Annotated in this window: 13 protein-coding genes; 8 read left to right on the forward strand and 5 right to left on the reverse strand. The window is 71.6% G+C overall.

Annotated elements, in window-relative coordinates; translation table 11 throughout:
* Positions 1 to 60 precede the first annotated feature (60 nt).
* The 4 genes from OG226_RS11755 to OG226_RS11770 form a co-directional block, all read right to left on the reverse strand.
* Positions 61 to 1,329, reverse strand: a complete 1,269-nt coding sequence (locus OG226_RS11755) for a hypothetical protein (RefSeq protein WP_328677085.1) — start codon at positions 1,327 to 1,329, stop codon at positions 61 to 63.
* Positions 1,326 to 2,654, reverse strand: coding sequence for a glycosyltransferase (locus OG226_RS11760; protein WP_328677088.1), 1,329 nt, complete (start codon positions 2,652 to 2,654; stop codon positions 1,326 to 1,328). The genes OG226_RS11755 and OG226_RS11760 overlap by 4 nt, the downstream gene beginning before the upstream one ends.
* A gap of 103 nt (positions 2,655 to 2,757) precedes the next feature.
* Entirely contained in the window at positions 2,758 to 3,288 is a 531-nt protein-coding gene (locus tag OG226_RS11765; RefSeq protein WP_328677090.1) for a hypothetical protein, read from the reverse strand.
* 10 nt (positions 3,289 to 3,298) lie between these two features.
* Positions 3,299 to 3,805 (reverse strand): SigE family RNA polymerase sigma factor, encoded by a 507-nt coding sequence (locus OG226_RS11770; protein ID WP_328677092.1) that lies wholly within the window; start codon positions 3,803 to 3,805, stop codon positions 3,299 to 3,301.
* A gap of 185 nt (positions 3,806 to 3,990) precedes the next feature.
* Here OG226_RS11770 and OG226_RS11775 point away from each other — a divergent pair, with 185 nt between their 5' ends.
* The 5 genes from OG226_RS11775 to OG226_RS11795 all read left to right on the forward strand — a co-directional run bounded on the left by OG226_RS11775 (position 3,991) and on the right by OG226_RS11795 (position 6,688).
* Positions 3,991 to 4,170 (forward strand): helix-turn-helix domain-containing protein, encoded by a 180-nt coding sequence (locus tag OG226_RS11775; protein WP_328686292.1) that lies wholly within the window; start codon positions 3,991 to 3,993, stop codon positions 4,168 to 4,170.
* A gap of 72 nt (positions 4,171 to 4,242) precedes the next feature.
* A complete protein-coding gene (locus OG226_RS11780) occupies positions 4,243 to 4,560 on the forward strand; it encodes a hypothetical protein (protein ID WP_328677094.1) in 318 nt (105 codons plus the stop codon).
* A gap of 151 nt (positions 4,561 to 4,711) precedes the next feature.
* The gene (locus OG226_RS11785) at positions 4,712 to 4,936 is read left to right on the forward strand and encodes a hypothetical protein (RefSeq protein WP_329348845.1); all 225 of its coding nucleotides are present in this window, start codon (positions 4,712 to 4,714) and stop codon (positions 4,934 to 4,936) included.
* A gap of 353 nt (positions 4,937 to 5,289) precedes the next feature.
* Positions 5,290 to 6,054: an SDR family NAD(P)-dependent oxidoreductase gene (locus tag OG226_RS11790; RefSeq protein ID WP_329348847.1), complete on the forward strand. Its 765-nt coding sequence runs from the start codon at positions 5,290 to 5,292 to the stop codon at positions 6,052 to 6,054.
* Between the two features lie 79 nt (positions 6,055 to 6,133).
* The gene (locus OG226_RS11795) at positions 6,134 to 6,688 is read left to right on the forward strand and encodes a hypothetical protein (RefSeq protein ID WP_328677096.1); all 555 of its coding nucleotides are present in this window, start codon (positions 6,134 to 6,136) and stop codon (positions 6,686 to 6,688) included.
* 39 nt (positions 6,689 to 6,727) lie between these two features.
* Here OG226_RS11795 and OG226_RS11800 read toward each other — a convergent pair whose 3' ends face one another.
* Entirely contained in the window at positions 6,728 to 8,335 is a 1,608-nt protein-coding gene (locus OG226_RS11800) for a purple acid phosphatase family protein (RefSeq protein WP_328677098.1), read from the reverse strand.
* A gap of 346 nt (positions 8,336 to 8,681) precedes the next feature.
* Here OG226_RS11800 and OG226_RS11805 point away from each other — a divergent pair, with 346 nt between their 5' ends.
* The 3 genes from OG226_RS11805 to lysA all read left to right on the forward strand — a co-directional run bounded on the left by OG226_RS11805 (position 8,682) and on the right by lysA (position 11,185).
* Complete coding sequence (locus OG226_RS11805) at positions 8,682 to 9,224, forward strand: universal stress protein (RefSeq protein ID WP_328677100.1); 543 nt, start codon at positions 8,682 to 8,684, stop codon at positions 9,222 to 9,224.
* Between the two features lie 164 nt (positions 9,225 to 9,388).
* Positions 9,389 to 9,835, forward strand: coding sequence for an SAV_915 family protein (locus OG226_RS11810; RefSeq protein ID WP_328677102.1), 447 nt, complete (start codon positions 9,389 to 9,391; stop codon positions 9,833 to 9,835).
* 12 nt (positions 9,836 to 9,847) lie between these two features.
* A complete protein-coding gene (lysA, locus tag OG226_RS11815) occupies positions 9,848 to 11,185 on the forward strand; it encodes a diaminopimelate decarboxylase (protein WP_329348850.1) in 1,338 nt (445 codons plus the stop codon).
* Positions 11,186 to 11,248 lie beyond the last annotated feature (63 nt).

The raw sequence follows: 11,248 nt of genomic DNA on the forward strand, positions 1-11,248 counted from the left end.
CCCCCAAGATCGCGGCGCCACGGCCGACGGCGTCGGAACAGCCCGGAACCGAGCACCCGCCTACGGCACCCCCGCCTCGAACAACACAAACCCGGCATACGACCCCGACGCGACCGCCGTGATCCCCAACAGCAGGCACAGCATGGGCAGTTGGAGGGTACGGAGCTTGACGGCCAACGGGATGAAGAGGGGGAAGCACGGGAGGAGGTAGCGGGAGACGTTTCCGAAGATCTGCTGGCTGCCCAGGACCAGGGCGAGGGTGAGCAGGGTGTAGACGGTCAGGACGGCCGGTGGGCGCAGGCGGATCAGGAGGGGGATCAGCAGCGCGGCCAGCAGGACGACGGCCACACCGATGGTGTCCTCGAAGGGGAACGCGGACAGGTAGTCGAAGTGGCCCACCGCCACGGAGCTGAAGACGTCGACGGTGTGCTTGCCGTAGTCGAAGCTGTGCGCCCACGCGCCGCTCTGGAGCTTGAAGTAGCCCGCCAGATTGCCCATCTCATTGCCGACCCAGAGGAGGTAGCCGATCAGCCCGAGCGGTGCGATCGCCATCGCGACCCACGGGCCCGCGAGGTTCTCCCGGCGGCGGTGGAGCGTCTGCAGCGCGGCGACGGTGAGGGCGGCGATGAGCGCCACGGCGGTGGGGCGGTTGAGGCCGGCGGCGAAGGTGAGGACGCCCGCGGTGAGCCAGCGGTCGGTCATGACGGCATGGCAGGCCCAGACCGCGAGGGCGATGTAGAGGGACTCCGAGTACGCCGACCACTCCATGCCGGAGCCGGGCCAGACCGCCCATAGTCCGGCCGCCGCCAATCCGGCTCGCCTGCCCCCGAAGCGAGTCGTCACGGCGTGGATGCCCAGCGCCGCCGCGAACGACGCCACGACCGACACCAGCATCCCGGAGCCGAACAGACCCAGGCCCGTGACGTCGGAGACCAGTCGCATCGTCGCCGGGTAGAGCGGGAAGAAGGCCGCCGAGTTGCCTTCGAGGGTGATCAGGCCGGTGGCGCCGGGGACTTGGACGAGCGCGGGGTGGTAGCCGTGTGCGGCGATCTGCTGGTACCACCAGCCGTCCCAGGTCGCGAGTACGTCCCAGGCGTGGGCGCCGCCACCGAAACGCGGGTTCCTCGTCCGGAAGCCGCCGTCGGAGTCCAGCAGGTACATGAACACCGAGAAGCCGATGAGCTTCAGCACGCCGTACAGCGCGAGCACCGGGCCGTAGTGGCGGACCGTGCGGCGCAGATACTCGCCAACGTCCCTGTACGGGACGACCGTTGAGCTCTTCGCTGAGTTCTCCGCGACGGGCGGGGTCAGCGTCGTCGTATCGCTCATATCGCCGCCTCCTCCACCGTCTCCTTCGCCGTCTCCTTGGCCGTCTCCTCCGCCTCGCCACGGCGCCCGGCCGGGAACACCCAGGCCCGGAAGAGCAGGAACCGTACGAGAGTCGCCGCCAGGTTGGCGGCGACGAGGATGCCGACCTCCGTGGTGCGCGCGGGAGTTGGGGACATGCGGTGCAGGACGGCCAGGGAGCCGCTGGTGAGGGCGAGGCCGACCGTGAAGACCAGGAGGCCCTGGGCCTGGTGGCGGAGGGCGCCGGCTCGGCCGCGCAGTCCGAAGGTCAGGCGGCGGTTCGCTGCCGTGTTGGCGAGGGCGCAGAGCAGCAACGCCAGCGCGTTGGCGGCCTGTCCGCCCGTCGCCGGCCGCAACGCGACGTACAGCAGGACGTATCCGACCGAACTCACCGCCCCCACGGCGGCGAAGCGCAGGAGTTGGGCGGCCAGGCCGGTCGAGTGCGAGCCGTCGGCGGCGGCCCGGCGCAGGCCCGCCGTCGGGAGCGTGCCGCGGGCCAACTCCCGTCCTATGCGGGCGATTCCGCGCAGGTCGGCCAGTGCCGTGGACAGGATGTCTACCCGGCTGTCGGGGTCGTCCACCCAGTCGACCGGTACTTCGTGGATGCGCAGTCCGGCGCGTTCGGCGATCACCAGCAGCTCGGTGTCGAAGAACCACCCCGAGTCCTTCACCAGGGGCAGCAGCCGCTCGGCGACATCACGCCGTACCGCCTTGAAACCGCACTGCGCGTCGGAGAAGCCGACCGCGAGGGTGGACCTCAACAGGGCGTTGTAGCAACGGGAGATGGCCTCCCGTTTGGGGCCGCGCACCACCCGGGAGCCACGGGCCAGGCGGGTGCCGATCGCGATGTCGGAGTGGCCGGAGATCAGCGGGGCGACCAGCGGGAGGAGGGCCGCGAGGTCGGTCGACAGGTCGACGTCGACGTAGGCGAGCACGGGTGCGCGTGATCCGGACCAGGCCGTGTGCAGCGCCCGGCCCCGGCCCTTCTCGGGGAGCCTCAGCCACTCCAACTCAGGCAGTTCGGAAGCCAGTTGGGCCGCTATGCGCGGGGTCCCGTCCGTGCTGGCGTTGTCCGCGACCGTGATGCGGAACGGGTACGGGAACGTCTCCGACAGGTGTGCGTGCAGCCGCCGTACGCTCGGTTCGAGATCCTTCTCCTCGTTGAACACGGGGACGACCACGTCGAGGACCGGCTCGCGGTGGTGTGCCGACACCGGTGTGCGGAGCGGTAGTTGACCCGTCCAGCACGTCCGACTCGTCGAACCTGTCCGGCTCGTCGAACCCGCCTGGTTCGTCAGTATCGTCATGTTCCGTCCTGGTCTGTGTGCTGCCGCAGGGCGTGCGGGATCGCCTGCGGGCGCCATGCCGCAGCTGGGGCTTACGGGTTGGGGTGGTTCCAGGTGGGACGGGTCAGTCGGAGCCGGTCGCGCCCACGGTCGCGGACGATTCCGTTGCCGGCGAAGTCGTGATCGAGCTCGTCGAAGTGCCGTGCCCGGTCGGCGTGTTGGCCGTCCCCGTGCCGGAGGGTGGCGGGGCCGTGTCGGTCATGGTCGGGTCGGAGGACGAGGTGGTCGAACCTCCGCTGGGGGTCGAGGTCGGTGTGGTGGGCGGCAGGGTGGTCCGTGTGGGGGTCGGGCTCGTGGTGGCGCTCGGGGGCGTGTCCGGTGTGCGGCTCGGGGTGGCGCTCGGGAGCGTCGGGGTCATGGCGGGGCCGGGCAGGGGGGCCTGCGGTCTGTCGTCCACCCGGTCGTGGGGCAGCAGGAAGAAGCCGAGGCCGAGTCCGGCGACGGCCAGGGCGGAGCCAACGGCCTTCTGTGCTACGCGAACCCGGCGTTTGGCCAGTACCCCGGAGCGGAGACGGGTCTGATGCCTCGGCTCGAAGGGGGTCGCCTCCTCGGCGTCGCGCATCATCCGCGCGAGCTCCCGCTCGAAGTGGTCCATCAACTCCCCCTCATCCCACCGGTTCGATGACATCGCCGAGGATCCGGCGCAGCCGTGCCACGCCCCGTGACGTATGGGACCGGGCGGTGCCGACCGGACACCCCAGCACTTCGGCGACCTGCCTGTCGGGCAGGTCCTGGTAGTAGCGCAGGACCACGGCGGCCCGTTGCGCAGGCGGCAGTTGGGCCAGCGCCGCCTCCAGCCGCGAGCGCTCCGCCACCACGGCGGACACGTCCCCGGCCGCCGCCCGGTCGGGCAGTTGCTCGACCGGGCGCTCACCCCACCAGCGCCGCCGCGCCGAACGGGCCGCCGCCCGCGCCAGGATCGTGCGGACGTACGGCTCCGGTGCCTCCTCCGCGATTTTCGGCCAGGCGAACCAGAGCTTGACCATGGCCTCCTGGAGCAGGTCCTCGGCGCGGTGCCGATCGCCTCCCACGAGCAGACAGGCCAGATGGAACAACGCCGACCAGCGCGCTGCCACGAACCCGTCGAACCCGTCGGCCCGACTCTGTTCCATCCGTACCGTCCACCGTCCCCGTTTCGGGCAAGCCCCTTACACAGAGAGAAAGGCCGTGGACCCCCTGCCGCGCTGCACTTCCGTGCTGTGATCCGGGTTACATCGCGCTCCGGTCGGCGACGGCGGCCCCCGTGCCCTGACTCGATGACGACGAACGAGGGCCCGCGGCCGAAACGCGAGAGCGCATCCTCGATGCCGCGATGGACGTGTTCGCCGAGCAGGGCTTCGACGGCGCCACCATCAGCGAGGTGGAGCGGCGGGTCGGCCTGGCCGTGGGAAAGGGCAGCCTGTACCGGCGTTTCCCCTCGAAGGAGGCCCTGGTGGAGGCGGCCGTCGAGCGGGAGGTCACCCGACTGCGGGCCTAGACGACACAGGCCCGCGCGGAGCTGCCGCCGCTGACCGATCCGGCCGAACAGCGACTGCGGGTGTACGAACGGATGCTTCAGGACCTCCGTCGTTTCGACCGGCTGGTTCGGCTGATGCCCAACGAGGGTGAGCGCGTCCCGGAGTTGCGCAAGGCGATCTGGGCGGCGCTGCACCAGCCGGTGGAGGGACTGCCGCACGAGGGCAACACCGTGGAGGCCATCGCCGTGGCGGCGCTCGGCGGCTACCACCCGCTCTCCCGCATGCAGGGCCGACCGTTCAACGGCGTGGCGCAGGAGCAGTTCCTGCGGACCCTGGTGGAGATCACCCAGGCGGGGCGCGCGGAGACGGCCGCACCGGCCGCCGCCTCGACCGCCGCACCGGCCGCATAGTCACAGCCGCACTCCCCCTCGCCACAGCCACGAGGGTGTCCTTGCACATCTGCAAGGACACCCTTGCATCTTGTGTGCGCGCGTCATTGCCGTGCGCGTCGCAGGCGACATCCGCAGCGCGAGTTCCGCGCCCTGAGCCGGGAGATACGCCGTGACCCCAACGACGACCGCGGCCGAAGCGGGCCCCGTCGAGCAGCTCAAGATCTGTGACGTCGACTCGCACGTCCTCGAACCCCCTGACCTCTGGACCGCGCGGATGTCGAAGAAGTGGGGCGACAACGTGCCCCACATCAGGCGGACCGGTGACCGGGACACCTGGTTCATCGGCGACCTGCGGCTGGGCACCGCCGTCGGCGGGCAGGCGCAGGCCGGGTAACCGGAGCCGTATCCCGCGAGCCCGCTCGTCTACGCCGATGCCGACCCCGGCGCCTGGCAGGCCGAGGCCCGGCTCGGCGGGCTGGCTGGCTGGCTGGCTGGCTGGCTGGACCGGCACGGGATCCACTCGCAGGTGCTGTACCCGAACATGATCGCCTTCCACACGGGCGCGATCCTGCCGCTGGAGCCGCGGCTCCGGCTGCAGATCATCCAGACGTACAACGACTTCCTGAGCGAGTTCAGCTCGACGGCCCCGGACCGCCTCATCCCGCTCGCCAACCTCCCCTGGTGGGACATCGAGGCGAGCGTCGCCGAACTCGAACGCCGGAGCCGCTGCTCAGGACCGTCGCGGAGATGGACCGGCCGGTCAACTTCCACGTGGCCTTCAACGAGAGCTTCGCCGAGGACCAGGGGGTCGTGGCCGAGGGCGCGCGCGTGGTGGTCGCCGACGTGTATGCGGAGACCGGCGCCTCCGTCGCCCAATCCCTCGGCGACCGCGCCGCGTTCCGGCGCACCGATGTCACCGACGCCCAACAGGTCCGCGAACTCGTGGAGTTCACGGTGGACCGCTTCGGCGGGCTGCACGTGATGTGCAACAACGCCGGTGTGTCGAGGAGCCTGCGCCGGTTCCTCGACGACGATCTGCGCGACTTCCAACGGGTCGTGGACGTCGACCTGTTCGGGGTCGTGCTCGGCAGCCGGTACGCCGCGCTGCACATGGTGGGACACGGCGGTGGCGTGATCGTCGACGTGGCGTCGGCGGCGGGCATCGACCCGGGCACCGGGATGCTCCCGTACCGGGCCGCCAAGGCCGGGGTCACGCACTTCACGCGGTGTCTCGCGGTGGAACTCGGTGAGCACGGGGTGCGGGCGAACTGCGTCGCGCCCGCCAACATCGCGACCGAGATCAACGCCGCGTTCGACAAGGCGGCCGTGACCCGGCTTCAGCCCTTGGCGCGCCAGGGGTGTCCCGCCGACGCGGCCGAGGCGGTCCTCCACCTCGCCGGCGACCGGGCCGCTCAGCTCACCGGTGTCGTCCTGCCGGTCGACGGAGGCATGTCGACCGGAACGCCGGCCTCGCGGGTCCGCGCACCGGCTGGTCAAGACTCCGTCATGTGAAAACCGCGGGTGAGAGGGGCACGGTCCGCCGACGTACTAAGGGAGCAAGCAGACGCGACTCCCGACGAAGGGCACTTCCTTGATCCCGCGACGCATCCTCCTGAGCCTCGTCGCAGGGCTCGCCTCCACGCTGCTGCTGGGGGCGTGCGGTTCCTCGAACGACGCCGGAACCGACAACGCCGCCTCGGTGGCCCCGGCCGCGTCGGATCCGGCGAGCTCGACACCGGTCGCCTCACCACCGAGCGCCGGCACCGGTTCCGGTGGCGGAACCACGACCACCGCCCTGACGGCCAAGGCGATGAACGGCCTGGGCGACGTGGTCACCGACAACAACGGAAAGACCCTCTACCGTTTCGACAAGGACGAGCCGTCCCCCTCCAAGTGGACGTGCAAGGACGCCTGCACGATGACATGGATCCCCGTCATCGCGCAGGGGTCCGTACAGACCTCGGGAGTCGAGAAGAGCCTCCTCGGCACGGTGCACCGCAACGGCCGGCCGCAACTCACCCTCGCCGGCTGGCCGTTGTACCGGTACGTCGGCGACACGGCGGCCGGGGAGGCGAACGGCCAGGGCAAGGACGGCGAGTGGTACGCCGTCGCCCCGTCCGGACAGAAGGCCGCGACGACGGGCTGACCCCGGTCCCTGCGCCCGCCCCTCAGTCCTTCTCAGTGCCTAGCGGTGGCCGTCGGAACGCTTGCGGTGGAGGGTGAAGTTCTCGAACACCGACAGGTCGCCGTTCGGCTTGTTCACGTTGTAGTAGGTCACGTGCATGCGGGTGGTGTCGCCGGCGTGACTGCCCGGGTCGACGGTGAACGCGGCGAAGCCGTAGGGGTGTTCGGTGTCCCGGACGCCGATCCAGACGGCCTCCTCCTGCGTGTACGTGGAGGTGCGCTTGCCGTTGGAGCCGGGTGTCGCCGAGACGGACGTGATCACCTTGCCGGTGCCGTCCTTGAAGAAGCTCTGGTTCGTGGTGCCCGAGACCCCGCCGCCGCCGAGGATCATGTGCACGGTGCCGAGACCGGTGTCGATGTTGTCGGTGGCCGTGGAGACCGGGTTGGGGGTCAGCGTCTCGGTGCCGCCGACGACTCCGCGGACGGCGAGCGAGCGCTCGTAGTTGTGCTCGTGGCCGCACAGCACCAGGTCGACGCCGTAGCGGTCGAAGAGGGGACCGTACTTCTGGCGCAGGCCGAGGTCGGCGCCGTTCGCGTCGGTGGAGCTGACCATGACCTGGTGCATGGCGACGACGATCCAGTCGGTGTCGCGCGAGGCCCGTGCTGCCTTCAACTCCTTTTCCAGGAAAGCGAGTTGGCGTCCGCCGGAGTAGCCGCTGATGTAGACGTCGCCGCCGTCCTGGAGGCAGTTGTCGTCGTTCTGCAGCACGATCACCCGCACCGAGCCGGCCGTGAACGCGTAGTAGAGGCCCGCGAGTTCGGCGTCGGTCTCGGTGGACGGGAGGGCGAAGTAGGTCTGGTAGGCGCCGAGTCCGATCGGGCCGTTGGCCTTCTCGATCTCGTGGTTGCCGGCCGCCGGCATCCAGGGGCGGAAGCGGGCCGAACGGGTGTTGTTGGTGAAGAAGTTGTTCCAGGTGCGCACCCGATCGACGTCGAGGTTGGCATAGCAGAGGTCGCCGTTGAGGAGGTGGAACAGCGGGGCGACCTGCTCGATGCCGGTGACGATGTCCTTCGTGGCGGGGGTGGAGTTCGCGTCGAGCCCGACCGTGCCGTTGGCCGCCCAGGTGACCTGCGGGGCGGACTGGTCGCCGAAGCTGGTGAAGGTGAGCGGCTTGCGTCCGTGCGGCGCGGTGCGGAACGTGCCGCTGTCGGGCGTCGTCCCCTCGTGGGTGGCGAGGTAGAGGTAGTCGGTGTCGGGGGTGAGCCGGTTCAGCGCGGCGTGGTGGACGTAGACGGTGCGGCTGGAGGTGCCGTCGACGTAGGTGACGGTGCGGGCCTTGGCGCTGGAGCCGAAGCCGTGCTCCAGCGTGCCGTAGCGCACGACGGGTCTGTTCACCGGTTTGTCGGTGATCCAGGAGACGTTCATCTGGGTGCGCGGGTCCGCGCCGAAGGTGAGGTGCAGGCCCTGGACCGGGGTCGCGCCGGAGGAGTCCGCGGTGAGGTGAAGGGCCGGGGCGGCGAGCGGGGCGGCCTGCGCCGTGCCTGCTCCCAGCAAGGGGGTGACGGCCGCGCCGGCGCCGGCCGTACCGAGGAGACCCAGCGCGTGCCGCCGGCTGACCCCCTCGGACGACTGCGTCGACTCGTCCGGTGTCTCGGTCTGTGTGGTCATGGTGCCCTCCCTGGCGAGCAGTTGAGCTGACAACGTCCGCACATTGGCGCTTCCCGGCGGCTCCGAAGTGAACAGTGCGTTGCCAGAGGGTCGTTGCGGCCCCGGGGGCGGGCGACGGGGCCGAATCTTGCCCGGCGCTTTGCCAGGGACCGCCCCTTCGTTGACACGGACGATCGCCCGGGCGGGAGTCGGTGAGCCATTTCCGGCCACCGCCGACCCCGCGTCACGGGCGCGTCAAGAATCGGCGCTCCGGCGTCAGACGGGCGCCAACACGGCGGTACGTCCGCGCTCTTCGGCCCTTCGATGGGACACGCAGACGTCTGTGTACGCCGAGGAGTGAGCGACGATGAGCAGTGACGGGCCGGACGCGCGAGCACGTGCCGTGGTCGGAGTGAGCGGTTCGCCGGGCAGCCTGGCGGCGCTGCACCGGGCGGTGCGGGAGGCCCGTCGCACCGGCGCCGAGCTGCTGGCCGTCCTCGCCTGGGAGCCGCCCGGCGGTGAACTCGCCCACGGGCGCTCGATGTTGACGCCCCCGGCGTCCCACCTCCGACGCGACGCCGCCGACCGGCTCCTCGCCGTACTCGACGCGGCCTTCGGCGAGACGGGCCCCGGGATCCCGTTCCAGGGCCTGGTCGTCCGGGGTACGGCGGGCCGCGCCCTGGTGGAGACCGCCGACCGCCCCGACGACCTCCTGGTCATCGGCGCCGGACCGCGCGGACCGCTGCGCGCCCTGTTCCCGTCCGTCGCCCGCTACTGCGTCACCCACGCCGCGTGCCCGGTCCTGACGGTGCCGCCGTCGCCCCTGGAGAGCGAGCTGGCCTCCCTGCACCGCCGTATCTCACTGGGGCGGGCGGTGGACGCGCGGGAGCTGACGGAGGGCGGGGGCTGACCGGCCGGCCGCGTCCCCGTCAGCACGGCGTCATGGCTGTGCCGCTCCCCGTCAAGCATCCGTCAGCGAGGCACCCGTACCCCCGCCCGGCGGGCATAGCTTCGAGGAAGCGCCAGGTCAGACCGATCCGGCCACGCACATCGCCTTGTACGAGGAGCCGCACGATGTCTCCAGTCGAACCCGCCGGGAAGACCCCCGCGGACCTCGCCGCCGCCGAGGACCCCGAGCCCGCCGAACCCGTCCCGGCCGGACTGCTGTACGTCCCCGTCCGGTCGGGACCCGCGGGCTGCACGGCCCGGTTCTTCCGCACCCCGCTCGGCGGCCGTACGGCGGTCGGCTTCACTTCGGCGGCGCGGCTCGCCGCGACCCTCGGCGCGGGGCAGGCCTGCATCAGGCTCTCCGAACCCGCGCTGCGCGCCCTCGCCGCACCGCTCGGCGTCACCGCGCTCACCGTCGACCCGCAGTTCTCCGCCCCCGCCGCCGACCGTACGGCGGCCGCCGAGCGGGAGCGCGCCAACTCCTGGCGCCGCTGGCATCCCCAGCACGTCGGCGCCCTGCGCGTGACCGGCGCCGCCGCCGTCGTCGCCTGCCTGAACCTGCTGATCGGCTGAGGAGACCCATCCATGTCCATCCTGGACGCCCCCGTTGTCCCGGTCGCCGACACCCGCGACCTGTCCGTCTGGCCCGGCTCCACCCGCCCCTGCCCCACCGGCGACCTGACCGTCGGCGGTGTCTCGCTCGCCGAGGCGGCCGACCGCTTCGGCACCCCCGTCTACGTCCTCGACGAGCAGGAGGTCCGCGATCGCTGTCGTACGTACCGCACGGCGTTCCCGGACGCCGATGTCGTCTACGCGGCCAAGGCGTTCCTGTGCCGGGCGATGGCCCACTGGGTGCGGGAGGAGGGGCTCGGCCTCGACGTCTGCTCGGCCGGCGAACTCGCGCTGGCCGTCACCACCGGTTTCCCGCCGGAGCGCATCGTGCTGCACGGCAATGCCAAGAGCCCGGAGGACCTGCGCACCGCGCTGCGCCTCGGGGTCGGCCGGATCGTCGTCGACAGCACCTCGGAGATCGCCCGGCTGGCCGCGATCACGCCCGCCGACAGCCGCCAGAAGGTGATGGTGCGGGTGGTGCCCGGCGTGGCGGCCGGCGCCCACGTCAAGGTGCGCACCGGCACCGACGACCAGAAGTTCGGCCTCTCCATCACGGACGGTTCCGCGCAGCACGCGGTGACCCGCATCCTCGACCAGCCGCACCTCGAACTCGTGGGCCTGCACTGCCACATCGGCTCGCAGATCGCGACCACGAAGCCGTACGTCGCCGCGGTTCGGCGCATGGTCGGCCTGTTGGCCCGTATCCGCGACCAACACGGCGTCACACTCCCGCAGTTGGACATCGGCGGCGGGCACGCCATCGCCTACCGCCCCGGCGAGGAACGCCTCGACATCCCGGTCCTCGCGGGCCGGGTCCGCGCCGAGCTGGAGGACGGCTGCGCCCGCGCGGGGCTGCCCATACCCCGGCTCATCCTCGAACCGGGCCGGGCGATCGTCGGCCCCGCCGGGGTCTCCGTGTACCGGGTCCTGGCCGTGAAGCGCACCGGCGACCGCACGTTCGTCGCGGTCGACGGCGGCATGAGCGACAACCCGCGGCCCGCGCTCTACGGCGTGCGCTACGCACCCCGGCTCATCGGCCGCCCCGCGACCGCGCCGCCCCGCCCGGTCACCGTCGTGGGCCGGCACTGCGAGGCGGGCGACATCCTCGCGGACGAGGTGGCGCTCCCCGGCGACGTACGCCCCGGCGACCTGCTCGCCGTACCGGCGGCGGGCGCGTACCACCTGTCCATGGCGTCCGGTTACAACCTCGTCGGCCGCCCGCCGGTCGTCGCGGTGTCCGACGGCATCGCGCGCGTGCTCGTCCGGCGTGAGTCGCTGGACGACATGAACCGCAGGGACATCGGGCTGTAGCCCCTGGCCGGGAGGGCGGGACGGAGCCGGGGAACTGGTCTAGACCGCGCGGAGAGGTTAAGG

Origin of the sequence: Streptomyces sp. NBC_01261, assembly GCF_036226385.1 — a bacterium.
In the GTDB taxonomy this organism is placed as follows: Bacteria; Actinomycetota; Actinomycetes; order Streptomycetales; family Streptomycetaceae; genus Streptomyces.

What these genes read in the sequence shown, in the direction of transcription:
- OG226_RS11755 (WP_328677085.1), bottom strand. Translation starts at nt 1,329, where the DNA reads ATGAGCGATACGACGACGCTGACCCCGCCCGTCGCGGAGAACTCAGCG.
- OG226_RS11760 (WP_328677088.1), bottom strand. Translation starts at nt 2,654, where the DNA reads ATGACGATACTGACGAACCAGGCGGGTTCGACGAGCCGGACAGGTTCG.
- OG226_RS11765 (WP_328677090.1), bottom strand. Translation starts at nt 3,288, where the DNA reads ATGGACCACTTCGAGCGGGAGCTCGCGCGGATGATGCGCGACGCCGAG.
- OG226_RS11770 (WP_328677092.1), bottom strand. Translation starts at nt 3,805, where the DNA reads ATGGAACAGAGTCGGGCCGACGGGTTCGACGGGTTCGTGGCAGCGCGC.
- OG226_RS11780 (WP_328677094.1), top strand. Translation starts at nt 4,243, where the DNA reads ATGCTTCAGGACCTCCGTCGTTTCGACCGGCTGGTTCGGCTGATGCCC.
- OG226_RS11790 (WP_329348847.1), top strand. Translation starts at nt 5,290, where the DNA reads ATGGACCGGCCGGTCAACTTCCACGTGGCCTTCAACGAGAGCTTCGCC.
- OG226_RS11800 (WP_328677098.1), bottom strand. Translation starts at nt 8,335, where the DNA reads ATGACCACACAGACCGAGACACCGGACGAGTCGACGCAGTCGTCCGAG.
- OG226_RS11805 (WP_328677100.1), top strand. Translation starts at nt 8,682, where the DNA reads ATGAGCAGTGACGGGCCGGACGCGCGAGCACGTGCCGTGGTCGGAGTG.
- OG226_RS11810 (WP_328677102.1), top strand. Translation starts at nt 9,389, where the DNA reads ATGTCTCCAGTCGAACCCGCCGGGAAGACCCCCGCGGACCTCGCCGCC.
- lysA (WP_329348850.1), top strand. Translation starts at nt 9,848, where the DNA reads ATGTCCATCCTGGACGCCCCCGTTGTCCCGGTCGCCGACACCCGCGAC.